At 47.7% G+C, this 25,131-nt stretch carries 19 protein-coding genes, 2 tRNA genes and 3 rRNA genes; 1 reads left to right on the top strand and 23 read right to left on the bottom strand.

What is annotated here, in order from left to right; all coding sequences use genetic code 11:
- Positions 1 to 32 precede the first annotated feature (32 nt).
- The 22 genes from tagH to EBB_RS01485 form a co-directional block, all read right to left on the bottom strand.
- A complete protein-coding gene (gene tagH / locus EBB_RS01380) occupies positions 33 to 1,400 on the bottom strand; it encodes a type VI secretion system-associated FHA domain protein TagH (RefSeq protein WP_192392141.1) in 1,368 nt (455 codons plus the stop codon).
- A gap of 702 nt (positions 1,401 to 2,102) precedes the next feature.
- Positions 2,103 to 2,507, bottom strand: coding sequence for a hypothetical protein (locus EBB_RS01385; RefSeq protein ID WP_192392142.1), 405 nt, complete (start codon positions 2,505 to 2,507; stop codon positions 2,103 to 2,105).
- Between the two features lie 116 nt (positions 2,508 to 2,623).
- On the bottom strand, positions 2,624 to 3,868 hold the full coding sequence (gene amoB / locus EBB_RS01390; RefSeq protein WP_192392143.1) for a bacterial ammonia monooxygenase, subunit AmoB: 1,245 nt from the start codon (positions 3,866 to 3,868) through the stop codon (positions 2,624 to 2,626).
- An 83-nt stretch (positions 3,869 to 3,951) separates the two neighbouring features.
- Positions 3,952 to 4,701, bottom strand: coding sequence for a bacterial ammonia monooxygenase, subunit AmoA (gene amoA, locus EBB_RS01395; RefSeq protein WP_192392144.1), 750 nt, complete (start codon positions 4,699 to 4,701; stop codon positions 3,952 to 3,954).
- Positions 4,702 to 4,817: 116 nt separating this feature from the next.
- A complete protein-coding gene (gene amoC / locus EBB_RS01400; RefSeq protein WP_036280014.1) occupies positions 4,818 to 5,570 on the bottom strand; it encodes a bacterial ammonia monooxygenase, subunit AmoC in 753 nt (250 codons plus the stop codon).
- 698 nt (positions 5,571 to 6,268) lie between these two features.
- On the bottom strand, positions 6,269 to 6,700 hold the full coding sequence (locus tag EBB_RS01405; RefSeq protein WP_192392145.1) for a hypothetical protein: 432 nt from the start codon (positions 6,698 to 6,700) through the stop codon (positions 6,269 to 6,271).
- 341 nt (positions 6,701 to 7,041) lie between these two features.
- Complete coding sequence (gene grxD / locus EBB_RS01410; protein ID WP_192392146.1) at positions 7,042 to 7,362, bottom strand: Grx4 family monothiol glutaredoxin; 321 nt, start codon at positions 7,360 to 7,362, stop codon at positions 7,042 to 7,044.
- 132 nt (positions 7,363 to 7,494) lie between these two features.
- Positions 7,495 to 7,610: ribosomal RNA gene (gene rrf / locus EBB_RS01415) — 5S ribosomal RNA — on the bottom strand.
- A gap of 199 nt (positions 7,611 to 7,809) precedes the next feature.
- Positions 7,810 to 10,705, bottom strand: a 23S ribosomal RNA gene (locus EBB_RS01420).
- Positions 10,706 to 11,027: 322 nt separating this feature from the next.
- A tRNA-Ala gene (locus EBB_RS01425) sits at positions 11,028 to 11,103 on the bottom strand.
- Positions 11,104 to 11,219: 116 nt separating this feature from the next.
- Positions 11,220 to 11,296, bottom strand: a tRNA-Ile gene (locus EBB_RS01430).
- A 60-nt stretch (positions 11,297 to 11,356) separates the two neighbouring features.
- Positions 11,357 to 12,890: ribosomal RNA gene (locus EBB_RS01435) — 16S ribosomal RNA — on the bottom strand.
- Together the 16S, 23S and 5S rRNA genes with 2 tRNA genes alongside form the textbook arrangement of a ribosomal RNA operon.
- A 379-nt stretch (positions 12,891 to 13,269) precedes the next feature.
- On the bottom strand, positions 13,270 to 14,163 hold the full coding sequence (xerC, locus tag EBB_RS01440) for a tyrosine recombinase XerC (protein ID WP_192392147.1): 894 nt from the start codon (positions 14,161 to 14,163) through the stop codon (positions 13,270 to 13,272).
- A gap of 5 nt (positions 14,164 to 14,168) precedes the next feature.
- Positions 14,169 to 14,858, bottom strand: coding sequence for a DUF484 family protein (locus EBB_RS01445; protein ID WP_192392148.1), 690 nt, complete (start codon positions 14,856 to 14,858; stop codon positions 14,169 to 14,171).
- Positions 14,855 to 15,682, bottom strand: a complete 828-nt coding sequence (gene dapF / locus EBB_RS01450) for a diaminopimelate epimerase (RefSeq protein ID WP_192393500.1) — start codon at positions 15,680 to 15,682, stop codon at positions 14,855 to 14,857. The genes EBB_RS01445 and dapF overlap by 4 nt, the downstream gene beginning before the upstream one ends.
- A 5-nt stretch (positions 15,683 to 15,687) precedes the next feature.
- Positions 15,688 to 16,938, bottom strand: coding sequence for a diaminopimelate decarboxylase (gene lysA, locus EBB_RS01455; RefSeq protein WP_192392149.1), 1,251 nt, complete (start codon positions 16,936 to 16,938; stop codon positions 15,688 to 15,690).
- 3 nt (positions 16,939 to 16,941) lie between these two features.
- Complete coding sequence (gene lptM, locus EBB_RS01460) at positions 16,942 to 17,067, bottom strand: LPS translocon maturation chaperone LptM (protein ID WP_084153286.1); 126 nt, start codon at positions 17,065 to 17,067, stop codon at positions 16,942 to 16,944.
- A 141-nt stretch (positions 17,068 to 17,208) separates the two neighbouring features.
- Positions 17,209 to 19,452, bottom strand: a complete 2,244-nt coding sequence (locus EBB_RS01465) for a type IV pilus secretin PilQ (protein ID WP_192392150.1) — start codon at positions 19,450 to 19,452, stop codon at positions 17,209 to 17,211.
- A gap of 2 nt (positions 19,453 to 19,454) precedes the next feature.
- Positions 19,455 to 19,973 carry a pilus assembly protein PilP gene (locus EBB_RS01470; protein ID WP_306790058.1) on the bottom strand — a complete coding sequence of 173 codons (519 nt, stop codon included), beginning with the start codon at positions 19,971 to 19,973 and terminating at the stop codon, positions 19,455 to 19,457.
- A gap of 35 nt (positions 19,974 to 20,008) precedes the next feature.
- The gene (locus EBB_RS01475; protein WP_192392152.1) at positions 20,009 to 20,635 is read right to left on the bottom strand and encodes a type IV pilus inner membrane component PilO; all 627 of its coding nucleotides are present in this window, start codon (positions 20,633 to 20,635) and stop codon (positions 20,009 to 20,011) included.
- On the bottom strand, positions 20,632 to 21,204 hold the full coding sequence (locus tag EBB_RS01480; RefSeq protein ID WP_192392153.1) for a PilN domain-containing protein: 573 nt from the start codon (positions 21,202 to 21,204) through the stop codon (positions 20,632 to 20,634). Before EBB_RS01480 ends, EBB_RS01475 begins: the two co-directional genes overlap by 4 nt.
- Positions 21,204 to 22,265, bottom strand: a complete 1,062-nt coding sequence (locus tag EBB_RS01485) for a pilus assembly protein PilM (protein WP_020483743.1) — start codon at positions 22,263 to 22,265, stop codon at positions 21,204 to 21,206. Before EBB_RS01485 ends, EBB_RS01480 begins: the two co-directional genes overlap by 1 nt.
- A 212-nt stretch (positions 22,266 to 22,477) precedes the next feature.
- Here EBB_RS01485 and EBB_RS01490 point away from each other — a divergent pair, with 212 nt between their 5' ends.
- On the top strand, positions 22,478 to 24,838 hold the full coding sequence (locus EBB_RS01490) for a penicillin-binding protein 1A (RefSeq protein ID WP_192392154.1): 2,361 nt from the start codon (positions 22,478 to 22,480) through the stop codon (positions 24,836 to 24,838).
- Between the two features lie 72 nt (positions 24,839 to 24,910).
- Here the strand turns inward: EBB_RS01490 and rpmE are convergent, their stop codons facing one another.
- Positions 24,911 to 25,111 carry a 50S ribosomal protein L31 gene (gene rpmE, locus EBB_RS01495; RefSeq protein ID WP_081607938.1) on the bottom strand — a complete coding sequence of 67 codons (201 nt, stop codon included), beginning with the start codon at positions 25,109 to 25,111 and terminating at the stop codon, positions 24,911 to 24,913.
- Positions 25,112 to 25,131 lie beyond the last annotated feature (20 nt).

Below are 25,131 nucleotides of genomic sequence, written 5' to 3' on the forward strand. Positions count from 1 at the left end.
TTTCGCCACCAACTCAATTGAGTTGCAAACTTTCACCGCCTCGCAAATAGACGCATCTGCTTTTCATAAGCTTCAGCGAACTCTTCTCCAAAAAATCCTTCAATTGTTTGTGTTTTCAGTTCCGGATATTTTTCGCAAAAAAGCTCCCAACACTTGGCTTTTCGCTGAAAAACAATCCCTTCGCCCAACACCTTTTCGAAAGTGTCTGGATCGAAACGATGCAAAATCTCCCCTAACGCGGCCTGAATACCCGCCGTCATCGCCAATTGATGAAACTTAACATCCTTGAACGCTTCAGTTACTGCATCATTTGAATTTATAAACGCGGGATTATTCGGTGCGAGCATCAGCTTGAGCACACTTTCCACATCTGGGTTGAATTTTAGCGGGTTATTGTCAAATGAACGGATTGTGGTGACGGAAACTCGAAATTCACTTTTCATTTCCGCTCGTGCGCGTAAAACATCCATCAAACCTTCGATCAAATTTCGGAATAACACACCGGTCGCTTTCATCGCCTCCGGCCACTGCTCTTCTGTCAAAAACGATTGATCTTTTATTCCCGCCCCATCCAAAAACATCTTCATGAGCGAAGCATCACCCGATTTAGAACTGACATATGGCTCTTTGCTCGTTGTTATCGTAATTCCTACACTGGATTGCGAAGCCGCCTGCTCATCCTCACGCTCAATATTAGACGTATTTTGGAATACGTCTTTAGAATCTACCGCTATGCTCGAAGAAATAGACTCGGATATATGTATTGCTTCCAAACTCGGGAGCTCTAACTCGGGAGACGCGTTGAATGGTGTATTCAAAGCACCTAAGGAATCTAAGCCTTTTAAGAATTCGGCAATATCTTTACCATCGCTCTGGGGAGGTAACACCTCGGGTGCGGTAAAGCTATCGTGAAAAGGGGAAGCAGGCGGGCGCTCTCCGAAGGGAAAACTCGCTGCGTTAGGCGAAATCGAGAAATTTAGAGGTTCGTTGACTATTGACTGCTGATCATTTTGAAACGATTCGGCAAATGGTGAAGGCGAAAGATTCTCAACGCTCATGGGTGGAACTGGTGATATTTCGGCTGAAGACAGTTCCACAATAATTTCATATTCGCCGATGCGCAAAATTTCACGATCTAACAATCTGGCTTGCGTATCATTTATATTCAATCCGGCATTTGATAAATATGTACCATTTTTGCTTGTGTCTTTGATCAAATAACCACCGTCCTCATAAAGGATTTCAGCATGATGGCCTGATACAAAGTTTTCCGCATCAGGTAATACCAAGGTATTTCCTGCTTTTCTACCTATTGTTCCGCCTAACTGACCGAATTCGGCACTCAATTCAGTAGGTAGTGGCAAACCTTTGTAAGAAAGTACTTTTAAGATAATTGGCACGATTGTCGTCCTACCGTTAGCATTAGTTAAATAGCTTAGCAACTTACGTCAGCATTTATCTAAAAACTTAGTCATTTTAGCAGTCTAACTTTATTACTTGGCGCGATTCTCAATCATAAGAACAGTCATCGCAGATTGTTAATTGTCGAAATAATAATTATACAATGAGTAGAAAACCGCCTTCTTTTTTCTAGCGCGTGTACTATGCTGCCTCTCAAGCGAGGAATGCATATTGAACCCGATGACGTTGCCTATTTAATCTCGCTGCACGAATGCATTTTAATACTAAGAGGATACCGCCGTTACTTGATAACCCGGCGAGTTAAGCCGGGATGTAGTGTTTAGATTAGCAAGCTATCTTATGACCTGGGGAAGTTGCCTAACGTCAAGGCAAGTACTGTACAGTTCTCTCAGAGACTAAGGATAACGACGGCGATGATACATTCAGCTAGTGACAGTTTCCGCAATGTTTCTGGCCTTTAGTTACCTTTCTAATATCGTCGCTTTGCAGCCAGAAACTCCAGTTTCATTCATTTTTAACCTGAAGATACTGGCAACCCTTCCAACGGCACGCCTTGCTCATATTTGGGCTTGTACTTCACTTTTGAGTGATAACTAAAATAGCTTTCGTGAAAAGTTTACATTTTATTCATTCAATTAAATTTCGAATGATTTATACCTGGACTGTTTCGTCAGATTTTACTATTTTGCATTTTTCAATTTTTCCTCTCCGCCAGTCACTAATCCAGACATACATTCGACTACGCTTTCGACATAATTTGAATGCGCTTCTGCAAGCTCTTTAGGTGCACCGAAACTTTCTCGTAATTCGATTAAGGTCTTTTGTGGATCCGTTGACTTATTGAGATCTAACATTTTCGCGTAATTTTTATACGCTTTGCGCCTTTCAGGGTCTAATAAGAATAACCCAGGCATAGCATTCGACGAAGTATCGACGACACATTTTGTCATTACTTCCGGCTCAATTCCGTAGTCCTTAATATCTTTATCTTGCTTCATCTGCTCCAACACCACGGACTGATACTCTTCTTTTTCCGAGCAACCGCTCAGTACTAACACCCCAACAATTACTAGCACTTTTTTCATTTTTAACGTTTTCCTGCACTTTCCGAGCATATTAGCCAAAAAAAACCCCCGCTATCTTTCAATAGCGAGGGTTTTCAATTTCTTCCTAAGTATTTCGACTTAGAAAACTTTCAACATTAGATGAAAGTTGGGATCAGAGGAGCATCAACTGTTACCAATTGACGGTTACCTTTTTCATCCCAGAAGAACAACAGACCTGCGAAGCGGCTGTCTGGATCGTAGATCAAGTCAGCTAAGCGATATACTTCCCAAGCAGCATCAGAAGCAGTTACTTCGACAGTGCGTGTTTCGCCTGGAGCCAGAGGACTGTTATCGCTAACAGTTAAACCTTCTTCAGCCAGCAAATCATCTGGGTAAGCAGTATCATCTTCATGAACCGCTGGATCTAAGAAACGTACACCTGCAGTGTTGAACTCACCCAAACGAACAGCTGAATCGCCATTGTTTGTAATGGTCAAGGTCATTTGCATCGCACGACCAGGAACACGGTATGTAGCATCATCAACTTTAACTGAAACGTTAGCTTCAGGCATTTGATAAGTTTTCATGCCGCGCAACAAACCAGCTTGTAAAGGAGTTGTTACAGGATATTTTTCGTTGGTTGCCCCCATAGAGGCAGCAACGATAACCAATGTACCAACAGCAAACACCATACCGATTTTTTTGTCACCTGCAGAAATTAAAGAGTCTGCTTTGCCAGATGCTACAGCGATGTGACGTGGAACGAACAGAGGACGTTTGATCCAGAACAACAGCCATGCGAACGCGATAGCGAACCATACTGCGTGCCAGAAATAAACGTTATCCAGAGCGTAGTTTTCCAAGTTGATTGTTTGACCAGTCAAAGTAGTAACTGGGTTAACAAACTCGCTCATAGAACCAGTAATGGTTACCCATTTACCTGGACCGATGATAGGACCACCGCCTTGTACGTTCATCATAGAGTGAACGTGCCAGTCACCTGGACGACGAGCTTTCAACAGAACTTTAAACTCGTAAACTTCGCCCAATTCCAGAGACACTGAACGAGGAACCAATTGACCGCCGATCCAAGAGCCTGCACGGATAAATACAGGACCAGGGATACCAACGTTCAAAAATGAAACTTCTGGTTTATCAACAGTCTCTGGCCAGCCTGCGAATACCAGGAATTTACCAGAAATTGTCATAGTTTCATTAACAGGCACTTCTTCTTTTGACCAGTTCAAGTCAAACCAGTGAATCGTCCGCATACGCATGAACGCAGCCTGTGATTTTTCACCGTGAGCAGATGCTGTTGGAGCATAGAACATCGCTGCTGTCATTGCGACCAACAGTGCGACAAAGGACAGTTTTGCAACTTTGTCTTTTATTATTTTCATATTTCCTCCTCTATCACTAGAGAATTTTAATTAAGACTTTCTGGTAGTTATCTAAAACCACCAGGTTCATTTTCTTACTATAATTAAGACGCGTCGTCAGCGATGAAGTCGGTTTTAGCGAACCATCTGCCGAAGAAGTGCCACAAGAAGTAAATAATGATAGAAACGAATCCAGAGAAGAACGCTGATACTGGAGCAACGTCTTTACCGAAAGTTCTTAATGTACCTTTCTCTACCATACGGATGTACTCAGGTGTACCGGTACGAACATAGTGGTAACCTTGTAAGTCAGCCAAAGTCATCATCATGCCGTTGTATTCTACAGGCACGTGCAATGGCGCGATTACAGGCCAGTTACCTGGATAGAACAACAAGCCATAAGCCAAACCACCCAATACAGCAGTCAAAGTCATGCTGTTACCCAACATCAGGATAACGTCAAGAACGATAGCGCCTGGCAGCAGGTTAGATGGGAAGCAAATGTTAACTGGGAAGTATGTCCAACCCCAGAAATTCATATAACGGTTGATCCACTCACCAACCATCAGAGCAACAACAGAAATAGTTGCACCGATTGGCAAACGGTATCTCCACCACAAGCATGCTTGAACAGCCGCAGGGAATGTAATAGAAACAATAGGTGCCACGGTTACCCATAGACGTCTATCTTTCCAGTCAGTCCAGAAATCCCAGTCACCGCCAGTCAACATATAGTGAATGTGGTAACCGCCCAGAACTGCTGTGAACAGTGTAAAAAGAATCATCCAGTCAAACGTACGGGAAACTTGTACCGCTTCCGCACGTGAACGTACAGCTGATTGAGATGCGCTCATTAGCTTACCTCCTAAAGAATTAAAATTATATTTTTTCACTTCCCTTTATCCTACCGCCACTTAAACAAAGCAGCGGCAGGAAAGGAGATAGTATTTTTACTTTTAAAGATAAGCTATTAAGCCAAATCTTTTTTCAGCAATTTTGCAATTGCCATTACTTCGGTATTCACAACACCCATGATAGCCAGAGCAGCCCAACCAAAGAATACGAAACCGTAGTGCAATGGAGCAACGAACAACTCTTCCATAAACCAGAATGTGTGACCCCACTCGTTCAAACCTACGTTAGGCAGAATCATGAATGGACCGATAACCGCAATCAGATACATCAAGTGCAGACCTTCGTGGTATGTAGGCAATCTTGTTTTTGCATACATGAAAGCAGCCGAACCAGTGATGATGTAGATTGGGTATGACAGGTAAAACTCAATGATGTGACTTGGAGTAAAGTCAGTATCACGAACGATAGTTTGGTGCCATGTACCGTCTTGCTCTGTGAAGTAAGAAGCACCCCAGTAGATAGCCCAACCGTAGCAAACCAACCATGTCCAGTGTGTGAAATGACGACGCAATTCTTCACGTGGAGTGATTGACATGACTTTACGGTCACGAGTTTTCCAGATATAGCCATTGATACCAGCAAACAACAGTACTTCGATAACGATTTCGATGTACAGCATGTTCATCCAGTATGTTTCAAACTCTGGAGCAAATGAGTCTAAGCCAGCTGACCAGCCATAAACACCTTCGTACCAACGAATGAAAGAATAAAAAACCAAGTACAGGGTAATACCTGCCCACAGGTTTTTTTGATTTAAAAGCGGTGCTTCCGCAGCATCAGCCTTAACTGATTCAGTTGTAGCAGCCATTTCTACCTCCTAAAAGATTATCTAAATCCCCGATCGAATCGGGAGTTCTTTGTTTTTCCATGTTATTTAGCCTTCTTATTGAAGACACCCCGGTCCCTTGAGGTGCGTGGCAGTCTACCACTTGCCAAATCCTTGTCAAGATAAATTAAGCTATTTTATGTGAGTGCCTGTTGTCACCTATTAGCAAATTTCCTGTCAACAAAACTCGGACACCTATCCGAGAGACGTTTCGATAAAATCGCCCTTCGAATTCAGCTGGGATAGAAAAATACCAAATACTGTGTATACGATAAGTCGCCGCCCTAGTGGATCGGACTAAGCTTTGCCATATATCTGCCTCGCGTATCGCCTCACACGCTGATAATCTTGGAAACGGAGCGTTAGTTTTTAGTCCCCGAAGCCGTAGCGCCGGGCGGGCTTTCGAAGCGAAGCGGAGAAAACGTGCGACTGGCTGGTAGCCAGCAAACTGGTGAAAGTCCAGCCACTGCCCAGTGAGATGGGAAAATGTAGGCGAAAGGCAAGGGCGTCCAAAGAAACTCGGTATTGCTACCCAAGGGGAATCTGTGGGTATCGCAATCGAAGCCATTCAACGGGAACAGCAGTAAACCCTCGATAGCCTGAACTAGACCAAAACGCCTTGAGAGCCCTTGCTCCAAGTGGCCCCACTTCGGTACAGCCTTTGACGATCTCAGTTATGGCTAACCTCCAGACGAAATCTCCGACCAGGGAATTGTCACAGTGAGCCACCGTATCGGCCTCGACGAAGCCGGACGGGGTTTCGTCCCTATGATGAGTGCGAGTGGGAATTCGGGAGAGCTTAACAGCGAACCAGGCTTGGTGCCGAACATGCTCTTGGGATGCTGAACGCGCAATGGCTTGAGCAAGCGATCCAGGGTCACCACCGACACCTTCAACAAGTCAGCGCGGACGTTGTCCGCCAAGATGCCGTATTGGTCTTCGTAATGCGGCAGCCAACGTGGAATTGCCGCCTTCAAGCGCTTGCCGCACAGTTGATGACTGGCGAACCAGATGCGCTTCAAAGGTTCCAGCAATACCTCATCTTGATATTTTCGCTTGGGTCGAAGCCGTTTGGTTGGCGAAGCGACTGGCTTTGCTTTTCGATTCTGCAAACCAATCTAGTACTCGCTGGCGTAGCCGCAAACCTTGCAAAACATCGTTCACGATCTTTTATTTAGTGCTCTACGCTTTGTCGGTAGCGTTTTTGGATGGCTTATAATAGGGGCTCGTCGCTCGTGTTTTTCCATGGTGGTAACCGTATAAATGGGGCAACGACCCGTTTTTATGGACCTCTTCGGTTACTTTTAATTTGAGGCAACGCCCCATGGCTTTGAAATGAAAATGGTAGATAACATAAAAGCTGACCACCACATGCTTCATTTTCACGAAATTTAGCGCTGGATACTTAGGAATATCGTTTACTCTAACTGGGGCCAGAACTAAGGCTGCACACCTATTGCGCGGCGGTCACTTTAGCCAGCAAATTAATGAGCTCGCCATTATTAAACAGATCGATAACGATGTCGCAGCCACCGATTAATTCGCCGTTGATATACAGTTGGGGATAAGTGGGCCAGTTCGAGTATTCTTTTAAGGCTTCGCGCACTTCAGGATCTTCGAAGATATTGACGTGGGCATAATCCGCGTTGCAGGCTTGCAAGACTTGCACCACGCGGCTGGAAAATCCACACTGGGGAAAATCCGGCGTGCCTTTCATGTATAAGACCACGGGATGACTGGCTAATTGGGCTTGGATTCTGTCTATTGCACTCATGCGTTTTCTCGCTAAACATTGTGTGAGGGGATTCTAACAACCCCATTCGCAAAAGAGAAGGGTGTTGGTATATGGATGATTTGGGGTCAAAAAAAAAGCCCGGCTATTGCTAGCGGGGCTTTCGTATTAAGAGCTTGGCGATGACCTACTTTCACATGGCAACCTGCCACACTATCATCGGCGCTAAGCGGTTTCACTTCCGAGTTCGGGATGGGATCGGGTGGTTCACGCTTGCTATGTTCACCAAGCAAACTGGTTTGGCTGGTTTTAGTCAGCCGTCATAAACAGGTTATAAGCCTTTGGCTTTTAGGAAAATACCTTTGGGTCATGCGTTCGCAATTAACTTAGGTTGTTTCCGGTCCTGTTTTTCATGGAAATCTGTATCGAGTGTGTCGTTTTCTTACGTTTATCAGCGTGTCAGTGACACCCAAACGCATTGGGTGTTATATGGTCAAGCCTCACGGGCAATTAGTACACGTTAGCTTCACACATTACTGCGCTTCCACACCGTGCCTATCAACGTCGTAGTCTCCGACGGCCCTTCAGGGGACTTAAAGTCCCAGTGAGATCTCATCTTGGGAGGGGCTTCCCGCTTAGATGCTTTCAGCGGTTATCCTGTCCGAACGTGGCTACCCGGCAATGCCATTGGCATGACAACCGGAACACCAGAGGTTCGTCCACTCCGGTCCTCTCGTACTAGGAGCAGCTTCCCTCAAATCTCAAACGCCCACGGCAGATAGGGACCGAACTGTCTCACGACGTTCTGAACCCAGCTCGCGTACCACTTTAAATGGCGAACAGCCATACCCTTGGGACCTGCTTCAGCCCCAGGATGTGATGAGCCGACATCGAGGTGCCAAACACCGCCGTCGATATGAACTCTTGGGCGGTATCAGCCTGTTATCCCCGGCGTACCTTTTATCCGTTGAGCGATGGCCCTTCCATACAGAACCACCGGATCACTAAGACCTACTTTCGTACCTGCTCGACTTGTCCGTCTCGCAGTCAAGCACCCTTATGCCTTTGCACTCATTGCCTGATTTCCGACCAGGCTGAGGGTACCTTCGTGCTCCTCCGTTACTCTTTAGGAGGAGACCGCCCCAGTCAAACTACCCACCAGACACTGTCCCTAACCCGGATAACGGGTCGAGGTTAGAACTCCAAACATACCAGGGTGGTATTTCAAGGTTGGCTCCACGAGAACTGGCGTTCCCGCTTCAAAGCCTCCCACCTATCCTACACAAGTAGGTTCAAAGTCCAGTGTCAAGCTATAGTAAAGGTGCACGGGGTCTTTCCGTCTAGCCGCGGGTACACTGCATCTTCACAGCGATTTCAATTTCACTGAGTCCCAGGTGGAGACAGTGTGGCCATCGTTACGCCATTCGTGCAGGTCGGAACTTACCCGACAAGGAATTTCGCTACCTTAGGACCGTTATAGTTACGGCCGCCGTTTACTGGGGCTTCGATCAAGAGCTTCTCCGAAGATAACCCCATCAATTAACCTTCCAGCACCGGGCAGGCGTCACACCCTATACGTCCACTTTCGTGTTTGCAGAGTGCTATGTTTTTGCTAAACAGTCGCAGCCACCGATTTTTTGCAACCCCCTTCCGCTCCAGTCGCGAGGACCTTCACGTAATGAGGGCATACCTTCTCCCGAAGTTACGGTATCATTTTGCCTAGTTCCTTCACCTGGGTTCTCTCAAGCGCCTTAGAATTTTCATCCCACCCACCTGTGTCGGTTTGGGGTACGGCCACTAGTAACCTGAAGCTTAGAGGTTTTTCCTGGAAGCAGGGCATCTATCACTTCGCTGTTCTTTCGAACCGCTCGTCATCACGTCTCAGCATAGAGCACCCCGGATTTGCCTAAGATGCATGCCTACCTGCTTAAACTGCCACTTCCAACCGACAGCTGATATAGCCTTCTCCGTCACCCCATCGCAGTTACTACTGGTACAGGAATATTAACCTGTTTTCCATCGACTACGCTTTTCAGCCTCGCCTTAGGTGCCGACTAACCCTGCGTCGATTAACGTTGCGCAGGAAACCTTGGGTTTTCGGCGAGGGGGTTTTTCACCCCCTTTATCGTTACTTATGTCAGCATTCGCACTTCCGATACCTCCAGCCCACTTCTCAATGAACCTTCGCAGGCGTACGGAACGCTCCTCTACCACTCACGCTTAACGCGTAAATCCGTAGCTTCGGTACTATGCTTAGCCCCGGTAAATCTTCCGCGCAGACCGACTCGACCAGTGAGCTATTACGCTTTCTTTAAAGGATGGCTGCTTCTAAGCCAACCTCCTGGCTGTCTGTGCCTTTCCACATCGTTTCCCACTGAGCATAGATTTGGGGACCTTAGCTGACGGTCTGGGCTGTTTCCCTTTTCACGACGGACCTTATCACCCGCCGTGTGTCTCCCGTGCTTGCACTTGCTGGTATTCGGAGTTTGCATCGGGTTGGTAAGTCGGGATGACCCCCTAGCCGAAACAGTGCTCTACCCCCAGCAGTGATACACGAGGCGCTACCTAAATAGCTTTCGAGGAGAACCAGCTATCTCCGAGCTTGATTAGCCTTTCACTCCGATCCACAACTCATCCCCGTATTTTTCAACAGACGTGGGTTCGGCCCTCCAGTTAGTATTACCCAACCTTCAGCCTGGTCATGGATAGATCGCCCGGTTTCGGGTCTACACCTTGCGACTAAACGCCCTATTAAGACTCGCTTTCGCTACGCCTCCCCTATTCGGTTAAGCTTGCCACAAAATGTAAGTCGCTGACCCATTATACAAAAGGTACGCAGTCACCCCACGAAGGGGCTCCCACTGCTTGTACGCATACGGTTTCAGGTTCTATTTCACTCCGCTCTCCGCGGTTCTTTTCGCCTTTCCCTCACGGTACTAGTTCACTATCGGTCAGTAAGGAGTATTTAGCCTTGGAGGATGGTCCCCCCATATTCAGTCAAAGTTTCACGTGCTCCGACCTACTCGATTTCACTAGAAAAAGGTTTTCGTGTACGGGGCTATCACCCTGTATCGCCGGACTTTCCAGACCGTTCCACTAACCTTATCCTAGCTTAAGGGCTAGTCCCCGTTCGCTCGCCACTACTTAGGGAATCTCGGTTGATTTCTTTTCCTCCGGGTACTTAGATGTTTCAGTTCTCCGGGTTCGCTTCAGTGAGCTATGTATTCACTCAAAGATGACGTGCTTATGCACGCCGGGTTTCCCCATTCGGACATCTCTGGATCACAGCCGGTTTGCAGGCTCCCCAAAGCTTTTCGCATGCTACAACGTCCTTCATCGCCTCTTACTGCCTAGGCATTCACCGTATGCGCTTATTCACTTGACCATATAACCCGAATACGTCTGTATTTTGGTTATACTGTCAGCTGACATTTTCGCTGATTTTTTCTGCTTGAGAACGACATGCTGCTTGTATTCCACCTGCCTCATTCGAGCCAGACTTCATCCAAACCGCAACTCGTTTTAGTTTTGATCATTGCTGATCGTTACTATAGTTACAGATTTCCATATTGTTAAAGAGCTATCGGTACGAATACCAATGCTATAAAGTCTTTATCTATTAACGAAGATAAAACCTCATAGCGTTGATGTTCTAACATCGACTATCTATTGGCGACGAACTGGTTGACCCTCAGCATTCAGCGTGATGGTGGAGCCAGGGAGGATCGAACTCCCGACCTCCTGCGTGCAAGGCAGGCGCTCTCCCAGCTGAGCTATGGCCCCTAAAACAGACTAAAGACCAAGACTCAAGCAGAAACCCAACTATTCGCAACCCTATCTATCTAAGCAGGAGTGTTGCTTGATCGTTTTCCGCCTTATTGCTTTCGCCTTTTATGCGTTGGTGGGTCTGGGAGGAGTTGAACCTCCGACCTCACCCTTATCAGGGGTGCGCTCTAACCAACTGAGCTACAGACCCAGGTGCGTCTTTCAATCGAAATAATTTGTTGTGAGTACGTGCAACGGTGTGCCGTCTTTGTAAGGAGGTGATCCAGCCCCAGGTTCCCCTAGGGCTACCTTGTTACGACTTCACCCCAGTCATGAATCACAAAGTGGTAAGCGCCCTCCCGAAGGTTAAACTACCTACTTCTTTTGCAACCCACTCCCATGGTGTGACGGGCGGTGTGTACAAGGCCCGGGAACGTATTCACCGCGGCATTCTGATCCGCGATTACTAGCGATTCCGACTTCACGCAGTCGAGTTGCAGACTGCGATCCGGACTGGGACCGGCTTTTTGGGATTCGCTTACTCTCGCGAGTTCGCAGCCCTCTGTACCGGCCATTGTAGCACGTGTGTAGCCCTACCCATAAGGGCCATGATGACTTGACGTCGTCCCCACCTTCCTCCGGTTTATCACCGGCAGTCTCCCTAGAGTTCCCGGCATGACCCGCTGGCAACTAAGGATAAGGGTTGCGCTCGTTACGGGACTTAACCCAACATTTCACAACACGAGCTGACGACAGCCATGCAGCACCTGTCTCAGAGTTCCCGAAGGCACTCCGCTATCTCTAACAGATTCTCTGGATGTCAAGGGTAGGTAAGGTTCTTCGCGTTGCATCGAATTAAACCACATGCTCCACCGCTTGTGCGGGCCCCCGTCAATTCATTTGAGTTTTAGCCTTGCGGCCGTACTCCCCAGGCGGTCAACTTAATACGTTAGCTCCACTACTAAGTTCTTTAAGAACCCAACAGTTAGTTGACATCGTTTACGGCGTGGACTACCAGGGTATCTAATCCTGTTTGCTACCCACGCTTTCGTACCTCAGCGTCAGTTTTAGTCCAGGGAGCCGCCTTCGCCACTGGTGTTCCTTCAGATCTCTACGCATTTCACCGCTACACCTGAAATTCCACTCCCCTCTACTAAACTCTAGTTGCCCAGTATCAAATGCAGTTCCCAGGTTAAGCCCAGGGCTTTCACATCTGACTTAAACAACCGCCTACGCACGCTTTACGCCCAGTAATTCCGATTAACGCTTGCACCCTCCGTATTACCGCGGCTGCTGGCACGGAGTTAGCCGGTGCTTCTTGTATAGGTAATGTCAGTCTACCGGGTATTAACCGGCAGGTATTCCTTCCTATTGAAAGTGCTTTACAACCCTCAGGCCTTCTTCACACACGCGGTATTGCTGGATCAGGCTTTCGCCCATTGTCCAATATTCCCCACTGCTGCCTCCCGTAGGAGTCTGGGCCGTGTCTCAGTCCCAGTGTGGCTGATCATCCTCTCAGACCAGCTATGGATCGTCGCCTTGGTAGGCCTTTACCCTACCAACTAGCTAATCCAACATAGGCTCATCTATTAGCGCCAGGCCCGAAGGTCCCCAGCTTTCCCCCGTAGGGCGTATGCGGTATTAGCGTGAGTTTCCCCACGTTGTCCCCCACTAATAGGCAGATTCCTATGCATTACTCACCCGTCCGCCACTCGTCAGCGCCCGAAGGCCTGCTACCGTTCGACTTGCATGTGTTAAGCATACCGCCAGCGTTCAATCTGAGCCATGATCAAACTCTTCAGTTTAATTTTAACTTGTTACTAAATAAGATTAGTAACCAATCTTGGCTCGACTACAGAACATCTTTTCTTGCGAATTGACGTGGTTTCTGTGTCGACTATTTTTAAACAGCACATAGTCGCTACACATACCCACACAAATTATTTCGATTTCGTTTGTTAAAGAGCTAGAGCATTTCGCCCTGTTGAGCCGACATATTCTACAGCGTTTTCAATGTTTGTCAAATTTATTTTTAAGTCATTTCAAAAACCGAAACCCAAAAAACAAACCCGCCAAACCAAGCCGACCACTTCACCGCTAAAATTTAAAAGTCAGAGCAGTGAAGAGCCGCTCATTCTAATCACTCGCCAGCCTCGCGTCAAGAACTTTTTTATTTAACAGTCTTCAACCCTTGCGCGAGCGCGGATGCGCTTGATCATAAACAGCCGCTAAATGTTGAAAATCCAGGTGTGTGTATATCTGCGTAGTAGATATATTGCTATGCCCTAATAACTCTTGCACAGCCCTAATATCTTTACTCGCTTCAAGCAGATGGCTTGCGAACGAATGCCTTAACATATGCGGATGAAGGTGCTCCGCTATTCCGTTTTTTTTGCCCCAACGATCCAATCTAAGTTGCACACTTCTTCGAGATAATCGACGTCCCTGCAAGGAGACAAACACCGCCTGCCCCTCCCCCTCAGGTCGACTCACCAGCCAAACCCTAAGCGCATCAAGTGCTTTGCTACCAACAGGCAATTGCCTTTGCTTGCCGCCTTTACCATAGCGCACTCTCAAAAAGCCTTCGCTAAGATCGATGTCCGGCAAATCAAGCATTACCAGCTCGCTCAATCGCAAACCTGATGAATAAAACAATTCGAACATCGCCAAATCGCGGACTTCCAAAATCGAATCTGGCGTCGCATTTAACATCCCCACCAGCTGATCGACATCCAAAACATGCGGCAGCCTTTTTGACGCCTTAGGAGCTTGCACATGCTGAGCAGGGTTATGCTCCACTTGCTTGGCTTTGAGCAAAAATCGATAAAAACTACGTAGCGCGGCAAGTTCGCGCTGAATCGTCTTGCTGCCGATACCGTTTTTATGACGCCCAGCAATATAATTCCGCACATCACGATCCTGAACTTGCTGCCAAAACATGAGCTCTTGCATAGAGCAAAAACTTTGAAATCGTTTTAAATCCCTTTGGTAGTTTGTTGACGTATGATCTGCAACGCGCCTTTCCGAAACCAAATAGCGAAAATACCGCAGTAAGGCGTCATCCGCCTCGGCATGCATGACAATCAATCCGTTTGGTGTAGCAATGAAATCAGACGGGTCCCGATAATCTCACTCATTTGAGTAAGAAATATACTGCCCATACTATAGTGAAAGCGCGACTCATCGCGGCTACCGATTGCCAACAGCCCATCAAGCTGCGTAAACACCATAGGAATGATTGCACACGAGCGAACTTCCGCTGCCACATCACCAAATAAAAACCTCGCTTGCGCCAAAGTCGGCCGACCGCATTTCGGCTGGCTTGTGGTTAATTCATTGGAAAAATGCTTCAAATTAGCATCGTCCGCCCCGACGAATAAATTACTGATAGGCGATAGCGGTTGCTCTTTAATGATTTTAATGGCCACGAAGTCAGTGAAAAAACACTCAGCCAACACTTCACTCAAATTTGCTACCGCATCCTCCAGGGAATTTGCTTCCAGCATAGCTAGGGTCAATTCATGCATGCGATTGAACGACGCGTCGTTTTCCCGGGCAATATCGATCAACGCGGTCAATTGATTTTCTTGCTCCTGATGCTTCGCCCGAAACATTTCCAGTTGCTTAGATATTAGAGATATTGCATTTCCGCTGGGATGCGGGATATGCATCTTCTCCAGCAAATCCAGATGATTTTGGAAAAACTCGGGATGCTCTTGCAGATAGGCCTTAACGAGGGCTTCAGTCAATAAGACTTTTGATTCACTGCTCATAACTTAATTTGTCCTTCGAATACCGTGGTCGCGGCTCCCGTCATCATGACAGGATGACCAATACCAAGCCAGCTAACGATTAATTCCCCGCCAGGCAGTTGTACCTGAACATTCTGCTCCAACAAACCTTGCTCAATACCGGCCACAACAGCAGCACAAGCCCCGCTGCCACAAGCCAGTGTTTCAGCTGCGCCACGCTCGTAAACTCGCAACTTGATTTGTTGACGATTAACAATTTGCATGAAACCAATATTAGCTCGCTCCGGAAACAGCTCATGACACTCCAGTCTAGCGCCGACAGATGCAACGGGCGCGCTAATTACATCATCGACCTGGATAACCGCATGAGGATTACCCATAGAGACAGCTGCGAACGCAACTTCTGCCTCCGCCAACATCACTTTATATAATTTAGACTGTTCGGAAACTTTCAGCGGTATTTGCTCAGGCTCCAGTGCGGGAACCCCCATGTCAACGGTGATCAAACCGCCCGCATCGAATCGAAGCGTCAGTTGTCTCGCGTCAGTATCAACAATAATTTCGTCTTTATTACTTAAGCCTTTGTCGCGCACAAAGCGTGCGAAGCAACGCGCACCGTTCCCACATTGCGCAACCTCGCTACCGTCAGCGTTGAAAATCCGGTATTTAAACTCGGCGTTATCGCTGACCGGTTTTTCCACCAATAACAATTGATCGCAGCCCACGCCAAAGTGGCGATCCGCCAAAAATCGAATCTGCTCTGTCGTCAATTGGATTGGCTGGTTTATGGCGTCGATCACGACAAAATCATTGCCCAAGCCCTGCATTTTGGTGAAATTAATCATCATCGCTACTCAGGCAAAAGCTGCTCGCCAACCCACAGTTGCTCCAAGGTTTCTCGAGCTCGAATAAGATGCGTTTTATCGCCATCCACCATTACCTCGGCCGCTCTTGGCCTCGAGTTATAGTTTGAACTCATCGTAAACCCGTAGGCTCCCGCTGAGCGAACCACCAATAAATCACCTTGTCTCAACTTTAACGACCGCGCTTTACCCAGAAAATCGCCCGTCTCGCACACCGGCCCGACAATGTCCCAATCCAACTCGGCCTGATCGCTTTCGGTGTTCGCCGGAATGATTGCCTGCCACGCCCCGTATAGAGCCGGCCGAACTAGATCATTCATGGCCGCATCCACAATCGCAAAATTTTTATTCGCTGTTGGCTTAAGGTATTCCACTCTGGTTAACAATATTCCCGCATTGCCGACGATCGCGCGCCCCGGCTCCAATAGAATTTCAAAACTCCGTCCCGCTAAACGCTGCAGCAAAGCTGAAATATATTCAGAAGGTTGCGGCGGATGCTCATCGCGATAACAAATACCCAGCCCGCCTCCTAAATCGAGGTGGTGCAATTCAATACCTTCCTCTTGCAGTTCATCGACTAACGCCAACACCCTATCCAACGCATCCAAAAACGGCACTGTTTCAGTTAATTGAGAGCCAATATGGCAATCGATACCGACTATTTGGATATTAGGCATCTGTGCGGCACGCCGATACTCATGAATGGCTTGCTTGATATCGATCCCGAATTTATTTTCTTTCAAGCCGGTGGAAATATAGGGGTGCGTCTTAGCATCAACATCCGGATTGACCCGAAAAGACACGGGAGCAATAACACCCAGCTCACCGGCTAAACGGTTGATCCGATCAAGTTCGCCGCTGACTTCAATATTAAAACAGCGTATACCTATTTTCAGCGCCGCCAAGATTTCGTCCTCGCGTTTACCCACACCGGAAAACACAATTTTTTCAGGACTGCCGCCCGCAGTTAATACGCGCTGCATTTCCCCAAGCGACACAATGTCGAACCCAGATCCCAGTCGCGCCAGCACGTTGAGAACAGCAATATTTGAATTTGCTTTTACGGCATAGCAAATAAGGTGCGGGTGCCCGGCAAAGCCTTGATCGAAGGCTTGCCAATGCATCTCCAAGGTCGCTCGCGAATAGACATAGCAGGGAGTGCCGTAATTTTGGGCAATTTTGTCAACAGGAATGCTTTCGGCAAACAACTCGTGTTGCCGATAATTAAAAAAATCCATGGCTTATTTGTCTTGTTTGGGTACGTAAATTGGCGGCGGGCTATCCGGCATATATAAAGGCCCGGTTTGACCGCAGGCCTGCAACAACAGCGCCCAAAGAACTAGAGTTAAAATTTTGTTTGTCGTCATGTTCGTAACGATTATCGGGTGAATGCGGAATATAGCATAGCCGCCATCTTAAAAGAACGAACGCGATACAGCCAACCAATCTCGGCAAGCCACAAAAAAAGGGGCATGAAGCCCCTTTTTGTCACTAGGCCAGACGACGACTCACTTTACCGTCATAGACTCTTTCACCACTTTAGGCGTGATAAACACCAACAACTCTTTTTTGGTATCGTTTTTTACACTTTTCTTGAACATCCAGCCAATCACCGGTAAATCCGACACCCAAGGCACAGTATTGTAGGATTCCTGAACAGTTGACTCATAGATGCCACCCAACACCACCGTTTCGCCATCTTCAACTTGAACCTTGGTTTTCAATTGCCGGGTGTCGATAGGTACGGTTGCATTACCGCCAGTAGCCAAGGGTGTTCCGGGCGAATCTTTTTTGATGTCGAGCAGCATGATAACACTGCCACTCGGCGTAATCTGCGGCGTGACATTCAGCTCCAACACTGCATCGACCAGCTCCGTCACCGGACCAGTCGCCTGACTTTGGGTTTGATACGGAATCTGCACACCTTGTTTGATTGAAGCTTGCACCATGTCGCTAGTCATTACCCGCGGATTGGATACCAACTCGCCTTTACCATCATCTTGCAGTGCACTAATCTCAAGGTTCAAAAGATAATCTGCTCCGCGCGCCAAGGTCAATGCCAAAGCACCACCACTGGAAGCAGCCAATGCCGATCCCAAATCCGACAGAATTTGCGAATTTTCGCTGGTTTCGGCGCCACTGGCCGTCATTCCGTATTGCGTTCCGCTATTTACGTCGGTTTTATGTGCCACCCCAAACTTGGTACCCAAGTTCTGCGCAAACGAGGTATCAGCTATGACGATTCGCGATTCGATCAGCACTTGGCGCACAGGTACGTCCAATAGCTTGATCATTCTCCGCACATCTTCCATAGCCTTTGCCGTATCCTTGACAATCAGCGTATTGGTCCTGGCATCGACAATCGCCGTACCGCGTGGCGATAGCAATCGCATACTTGCTGGACCGCCCCCTTGGCTATTCTGGCCGGAGCCGGCCTGTTGCGACGCGACGGAACTACCGCTACCACCGCCGCAACCACCACCTCCGCCACTGCTTGCACCTGCGCCGGACTGACCACCTTGCGAGCTATTCCCCACCCCCATTAATACACCGCAAATCTCGCCTGCTTTTGCGTAATTAATCTGAATATTTTCGGTTTTTAACGGCTCCAGCTCTTCGAATATTTTTTTCGAATCCAGCTCTTCCTGCTCGATTTTCATGATCTCAGCAACCGGCGCCACCATCACCACATTGCCGTTCTGCCTTTTTGCCAAACCTTTGGATTTTAAAATCAGCTCCAAAGCCTGATCCCAAGGCACGTCGTTCAATCTAAGCGTCACATTGCCCGCTACCGAATCGGCAGCAATGATATTCAGCTCGGTAAAGTCGGCCAAAATTTGCAGCACCGAACGCACTTCAATATCTTGAAAATTCAATGACAACTTATTGCCGATATACGGGAATTTTTCTTTTTGCTGCGCTTCCTTCTCCGCTGGTGTCAACGGCCGAAACTCAACCGTCAATAAATTTTCGGACTGATAGGACGAGTAATCGTAATTACCATTGTTGGGTGTTATGACAATGTTGACGCTATCTCCTCTCGGAGAGGCTTCGATTTTTTGTACAGGTGTCGCAAAGTCCGACACGTCAAAACTTTTAACCAAAGACTCCGGCAACCTGGTGTTTAGGAAACTTAAAACCACTTTACCGGCATTTTGCTTAGCGTCCACGACGGTATTTGCCGCGGATAAACCCAACAACAAGCGTCCCTCACCGTTTGGGCCGCGTCGAAAATCAATACTTTTTATGTTTTGTTCCGGCAAAAATTTACTAATCACCGAATCCTTCGCAGCAGGCGCTTGCTGTACGGCTCGGTTTACCGCAGCAACGGTCCCGCTGGACTTCAATACCACATAAAATTTATTGCCCTCGATTTTGGTTTCGTAAGGTACTTTTTCTACCAAATTGATAATAACTCGAGTCCGCCCCGACGCCTCAACCACATACACCGTGCCTGCAGCACCTTGATTGATGGGAAAGCTCTTTTTTGCCAGATTACTTTTTACGCCGGCAAAGTCCAATGCGATTCTAGAAGGGTTATCGGTCTGGAAGATTTTCGGCTCCACTATCGGGCCATCCATTTCCAGTTGCACTTGCACTTGGTTTCCGGCCAAGGTGGAAAACTCTAAGTTGTTTATCGCTCCGTCATCGGCATGCACCAGCGCAACATGCATAAAACAACTGAGTAACACTGAACACCAGAAACCGAAGCCGGCCACTTTCCATCCGTTTTTATTTTGTTTAATACTCATTTCTATAACCCTTTTTCATCGGCCAATGCTAGTGAAGACTGCTGTTCGCGCCAAGTGCCCGGCTTATCAGGTACGATTTCCATTAGCTCTATTTTGTCGTCAAGAATACGCAGTATCTTGCCGTAATTTTGCCCCATGTGATGCCCAATCTGGACGCGGTGAATAGTCCCATCTCTAGCTCTTACTAACCCCCAATAGCCTTTGTCGTTACGTAACGTTCCAACCATGCGTAGACTGTCCAGAGGGTAGGCTTCCAACTCTTCCTTGCGGCGCTCTATATCAGGTCTAATACCGTTGATACCGGAGACATCGACATTACTATCGTCATCTTTTCTTTCAATTGACCTGAACGGATCCCTCAATCCATCGGGCTTGAATATAAACGATTCAACCACTTTAATTTCAGGCAAGGGTTCGATAGCGGACTTGGGGCGAGCTTTTACCTCTTGAATATATTTGGTCAAGTCGCTGACATCGTCGCCACCGCATCCTACCATCCCGATCAAAAGCAAACTCAACATCGGTAGAGTCGGAAGCACTTTCACACCGGCGCACCTCATTGCCCTCTCCTTTTCTTAGCCGCCGGTCCGCCAGCGGCTTGCGCTGTTTCGCCCTCGTTATAGGTTTTTATCGTTGCCGTCATGCTCATACCATCTTTGCCTTCTTTACCCATCGGCGTCATGACCACATCGTGCACCGTCACAATCCGGGGCAGGGAAGCCAAACCGCTAACAAATAACCCCAGCTCTTCATACTTCCCTACGACATGGATACCAATTGGTAACTCAGAATAAAACTCCCTGTTAATTTCGGTACTGGGCTGAAACAATTTAAACTCCAGACCACTTGCCAAACCGGTTTGGGAAATATCCACCAATAAACTGGCGACTTCAGCTTTGGTAGGCATCTGCTTCAACATCTCGCCCAGCGACGCTTCGATTTGATCCAGCTGATCGCGGTAATCCTGGAGGTTGACAGCCTTTTTCTGCTTAACTTCAAACGCACTTTTCAAACTCTCTTCTTGTTTTTCAAGCACATCCAATTCATCCAACTGCGGCACCGTCACAAAGTAAACGCCAGCCGCCGCTGTTAATACCGCAAAAATAAGGATGACGATGATTTTTAGTGGCGTTGGCCAGCTGCCCGCCGAATTAATGTCCCAATTGATTTCAGACAAATTCATTTGACGGCTCCTGATTGAGGCTTATCTATCTTCTTACCTTGCTTGGCTGTCAATGTGAAGTCGTTCATCTGCCCGTCCTTCTTGCCTTCACCTTTGATGACAGTAAGCACCGAGGTATTCATCCACGGCGAGTTATCGATAGCCCGCATGTAAGCGGACACCCGCGCATTCGATTCCGCCTTGCCGTCCAAAGTCAAAACCGACCCGGCTTGGGTAAATTTCGTCAGGTAAATACCATCCGGCGTGGTTTTGGCCAATTCATCGAATAAATGCACCACCTCGGGACGGCTTTCCTGCAACTTTTGGATGACTTCAATTTTGGTCAATAACCGGTTTTTCTTATCTTCGATTTCTTTGATTTCTTGAATTCTCTTATCCAAGATGGCTATTTCGTTTTGTAGTAGCGTGTTTCTGCGGGTCTGATACTCTTTGATCCCTTCGATATACATATAGACCACGACCAAAATCAGTGCTGTCACCAAAATACCGGCACCAATACCCGCCACAAAATCCTGCTGCTTCTTTTTACGCAGCTCTTCTCGCCAGGGGAGTAAATTAATTCTTGCCATTAATCGAAACTCCTTAACGCTAAACCGCACGCTATCATCATCGCAGGCGTATCGTTGCTCAGACTTTGCGGTTTGACCCGGTTAGAAAGCGCCATATTGATAAATGGATTGGCAATGTAAGAAGGAATACCAAGGTCGCGTTCCACTAATTTGTCCAAACCCGCGATTGACGCGCAACCACCGGCAAGTACCAAGGCATCGACGCCGCGATTGGCGCTAGAGGAAACGAAGAATTGCAACGATCTGGCGATTTGCTGCAGCATGGCTTTTTTGAAGGGCTCCAGCACATCCGTGACGTAATTGTCCGGCAGGCCGCCGTGCTTCTTGGCCAAACCGGCTTCTTCATACGACAGACCATAGCGGCGCTGAATCTCTTCAGTTAGCTGTTTTCCGCCAAAGCCCTGCTCCCGGGTATAAACAGTTTTACCTTCATGCAGAATGTTCAGAGAGGTCATGGTTGCGCCAATGTCGGCAATCGCAACAGTCATATTACCGGCACCTTCCGGTAACTGATCCGCCAATAAGGAAAACGCATTTTCCATCGCAAAAGCTTCCACATCGACAACAACAGCTTTCAGGCCGGCATAGGCCAATGCGGCCACCCTATCTTCAATATTTTCCCGCCGAGAAGCCGCCAGCAACACATCGACCATATCAGGGTTATTTTTGGTGATGCCCTGAACTTCGAAATCGAGATTGACTTCGTCCAGTGAATAAGGAATGTACTGATCCGCTTCCACCATGATCTGCTCCTCCATGTCCCTATCGGACAAGGAGGCAGGCATCGAAATGATTTTGGTCATCACCGACGAACCTGCAACCGCAACGCTCGCCTGCTTTGCCCGAGTGCCGGATTGCTTGACCGCCGCTTTTATTACTGCGCCGATTTGCTCTATATTGGTGATGTTCTTATCGACTATCGCATCTTGAGGTAAGGGCGCCACCGAGTAACTTTCTACCCGGTAACGAGCACCGACCCGGCTCAATTCCAACAATTTAACCGCAGCTGTACTAATATCCACACCCAGTACAGCCGACGGATTCCTGCTCAACCAGCTCATGAATGAACCCTTTTTAGATCGAATATGATTGAATTTGGCTCAAGCATGCTCAGACGAGTCTTGCAGAACCCACATGGGCCTGAAGTATAGTAGATTTTTTTATTTTCATCCCCTTAGATAAACCACTTTACAAGTAACTTTAGGTTGTTCCTATTATCAAAAGGGTTTATTTTGACCGGCAATTTGTATTTTAGCAGTGCGTTTGAATTTCAGTGCCCATTAAGAAAGACCCCAAACCCAAATCCCTGATCAAGACAGTTTTTAAGTGGCTGACCATCTGCTTGTTCGCTTTCATCGGTACGTTTCTGGTTGCTGTTTATTTTTTTCTGGTCGAGTTCGACAAGGAACTCCCGGATATAGACCAGTTACAACACGTTCAATATCAGATGCCGTTTAATATCTACAGCCAAGATAAGCTACTGATAGCGCAGTTTGGCGAGAAACGCAGAATCCCAACCGACATCACGCAAGTGCCGCCCCTATTGATCAAGGCATTCATTGCAGCGGAAGATGATCGTTTCTATAAACATAACGGTGTCGATTTCAAAGGCCTGCTGCGAGCCGTCGGCCAGTTAGCCCTTACCGGCAAAAAGAGACAAGGTGGCAGTACCATCACCATGCAAGTTGCCCGCAATTTTCTGCTGAGTAACGAAAGAACCTATTTGCGTAAACTCAAGGAAATCATTCTTGCCCTGAAAATTGAGCGGCAATTTTCCAAAGATCAGATTATGGATCTTTATTTGAACAAAATTTATATGGGTCAGCGCGCCTATGGCGTCGCAGCGGCCGCGCAAACCTATTACGGTAAAGATATTTCCGAGTTAGCCCTGCACCAACAAGCGATGATTGCCGGCTTGCCAAAAGCACCATCGATTTACAATCCGATCGCCAATCCGCAGCGCGCCTTAGAGCGGCGGAATTATGTGTTACGCCGAATGCTCGATTTAAACTATATAAGCCAGCGGGATTACGAAATTGCCGTTCAAGAGGTCGATAACGCTGAAATTCAGGCGATAAATGTCGAGCTACAATCGCCACACATCGCGGAAATGGTTAGGCAAGAAGTTATGTCTAAGTATGGGGAGACAGCCTATACCTTAGGTTTGAAAATTTTCATCACCGTCCCTAGCCAATTTCAGTTAGCCGCGGAAGACGCTTTGCAAAAAACACTGCACGAATATGACGAGCGCCACGGCTATCGCGGTTTTCCACATAAGAATGCGCAAAAAAATGGCGTTCAACTTGAGGACAATGTTGTTGGGGATACCCAACAAGCCTTGGTAACAGCAGTAACCGATTCCGGTGTAACCGCAAAACTCTATGACCATACGCAGATCGGCATAAGCTGGAAAAATATTGAATGGGCAAGACCGTACCCGGAAAAAAATATTGGCACCAGCAAGGCTTTTCTCAAACCGAACGACATCATCTGGGTTAGACCGGTAGAAAATAACGAATGGGCACTCACGCAAATTCCGACTGCTGAAGCTGCTTTTGTAGCGCTTAATCCCAACAATGGCGCGATTTTGGCGTTATGCGGCGGCTTTGATTTTTATCACAGCAAATATAACAGGGCTACGCAGTCCAAACGCCAGCCGGGCTCGGGATTCAAGCCTGTTATTTACACAGCCGCATTAGAAAAAGGCTTCACCGCAGCCAGCATTATTAATGACGCCCCCATCGTAATCGAGGATCCTTCGCAAGAAAACGACTGGCGCCCCGAAAACTATAGCCGCCGCTTTCTGGGGCCGACGTCATTGCGGGTTGCACTCCGGGAATCGATCAATCTGGTCTCAGTGCGATTGCTGCAGGAAATCGGAATACCTCAGGCAATCGATACAGCCATGCGCTTTGGTTTCGATAAAGAACAATTACCCGGCACACTGTCTCTGGCCTTGGGTAGCGGCTATGCATCACCGTTGCGTATGGCGTCGGCCTATGCAGTCTTTGCCAATGGCGGCTTTTTGGTAAAACCCTACCTCATCGAGCGCATCGAAGATCACAAAGGTAACCTGTTGTTCCAAGCCAACCCACCCCTGGCATGCGCCGATTGCCCCGACCAAGACCCGCCACCAAACCGCGCGCCGCGCGCTATTTCAGCAAAAATTAATTTCCTGGCAAACAGCCTGCTGAGAGATGTTGTCCAGCGCGGCACGGCAACCCAGGCCAAACAATTGGGCCGTAACGATTTGGCGGGTAAAACCGGCACCACGAACGAACAAAGAGACGCTTGGTTTAACGGTTTTGCTACCGATATAGTGGCCTCTGCATGGATAGGCTTCGATAATTCATTACCGCTTGGTCACGGCGAGACTGGCGGTAAAGCAGCGTTACCGATGTGGATTAAATTCATGAAGGCCGTACAACAAAACTTCCCGGAAAAGCCATTAATGCAACCAAACGGGATCGTCCAGGCCTACATTAATCCGGCGGACGGATTACTGCTGGATCAGGAAGCGAGAGGCGGTATTTGGGAATATTTCAGCGAAGAAACGGTACCAACGGCAAAATCCGCACCTAAATCTGAAGACTCGGCAGAGGACGAGATTTTTGCTGAAGAAGCGTTATTTTGAAGGCTTTATATAGCTTGGAAGAATCTGGCCGCCAATTGATCGACGGCCGAACAAGACTTCTTGAAAAAATCTTTATTTTCCGAATTTTTTACGGAATTTATCAACACGGCCCGACGTATCAACGACGCGTTGTTTACCGGTATAAAACGGATGGCAAGAAGAACACACCTCAATGTGTAAATCAGAAGCCAGCACAGAACCGGTTTGAAAAGTATTGCCGCACCCGCAAGTAACGGTAATTTGTTTATATTCTGGATGTATTTCTGGTTTCATAGCGCTCACATACCCGTTCC

Origin of the sequence: Methylomonas fluvii, assembly GCF_014850975.1 — a bacterium.
GTDB classification, from domain to species: Bacteria; Pseudomonadota; Gammaproteobacteria; order Methylococcales; family Methylomonadaceae; genus Methylomonas; species Methylomonas fluvii.

Coding starts and splice junctions, on each gene's coding strand:
- EBB_RS01385 (WP_192392142.1), bottom strand. CDS start 2,507: ATGAAAAAAGTGCTAGTAATTGTTGGGGTGTTAGTACTGAGCGGTTGC.
- amoB (WP_192392143.1), bottom strand. CDS start 3,868: ATGAAAATAATAAAAGACAAAGTTGCAAAACTGTCCTTTGTCGCACTG.
- amoA (WP_192392144.1), bottom strand. CDS start 4,701: ATGAGCGCATCTCAATCAGCTGTACGTTCACGTGCGGAAGCGGTACAA.
- amoC (WP_036280014.1), bottom strand. CDS start 5,570: ATGGCTGCTACAACTGAATCAGTTAAGGCTGATGCTGCGGAAGCACCG.
- grxD (WP_192392146.1), bottom strand. CDS start 7,362: ATGAGTGCAATAGACAGAATCCAAGCCCAATTAGCCAGTCATCCCGTG.
- xerC (WP_192392147.1), bottom strand. CDS start 14,163: ATGCATGCCGAGGCGGATGACGCCTTACTGCGGTATTTTCGCTATTTG.
- EBB_RS01445 (WP_192392148.1), bottom strand. CDS start 14,858: ATGAGCAGTGAATCAAAAGTCTTATTGACTGAAGCCCTCGTTAAGGCC.
- dapF (WP_192393500.1), bottom strand. CDS start 15,682: ATGATTAATTTCACCAAAATGCAGGGCTTGGGCAATGATTTTGTCGTG.
- lysA (WP_192392149.1), bottom strand. CDS start 16,938: ATGGATTTTTTTAATTATCGGCAACACGAGTTGTTTGCCGAAAGCATT.
- lptM (WP_084153286.1), bottom strand. CDS start 17,067: ATGACGACAAACAAAATTTTAACTCTAGTTCTTTGGGCGCTGTTGTTG.
- EBB_RS01465 (WP_192392150.1), bottom strand. CDS start 19,452: ATGAGTATTAAACAAAATAAAAACGGATGGAAAGTGGCCGGCTTCGGT.
- EBB_RS01470 (WP_306790058.1), bottom strand. CDS start 19,973: ATGTTGAGTTTGCTTTTGATCGGGATGGTAGGATGCGGTGGCGACGAT.
- EBB_RS01475 (WP_192392152.1), bottom strand. CDS start 20,635: ATGAATTTGTCTGAAATCAATTGGGACATTAATTCGGCGGGCAGCTGG.
- EBB_RS01480 (WP_192392153.1), bottom strand. CDS start 21,204: ATGGCAAGAATTAATTTACTCCCCTGGCGAGAAGAGCTGCGTAAAAAG.
- EBB_RS01485 (WP_020483743.1), bottom strand. CDS start 22,265: ATGAGCTGGTTGAGCAGGAATCCGTCGGCTGTACTGGGTGTGGATATT.
- rpmE (WP_081607938.1), bottom strand. CDS start 25,111: ATGAAACCAGAAATACATCCAGAATATAAACAAATTACCGTTACTTGC.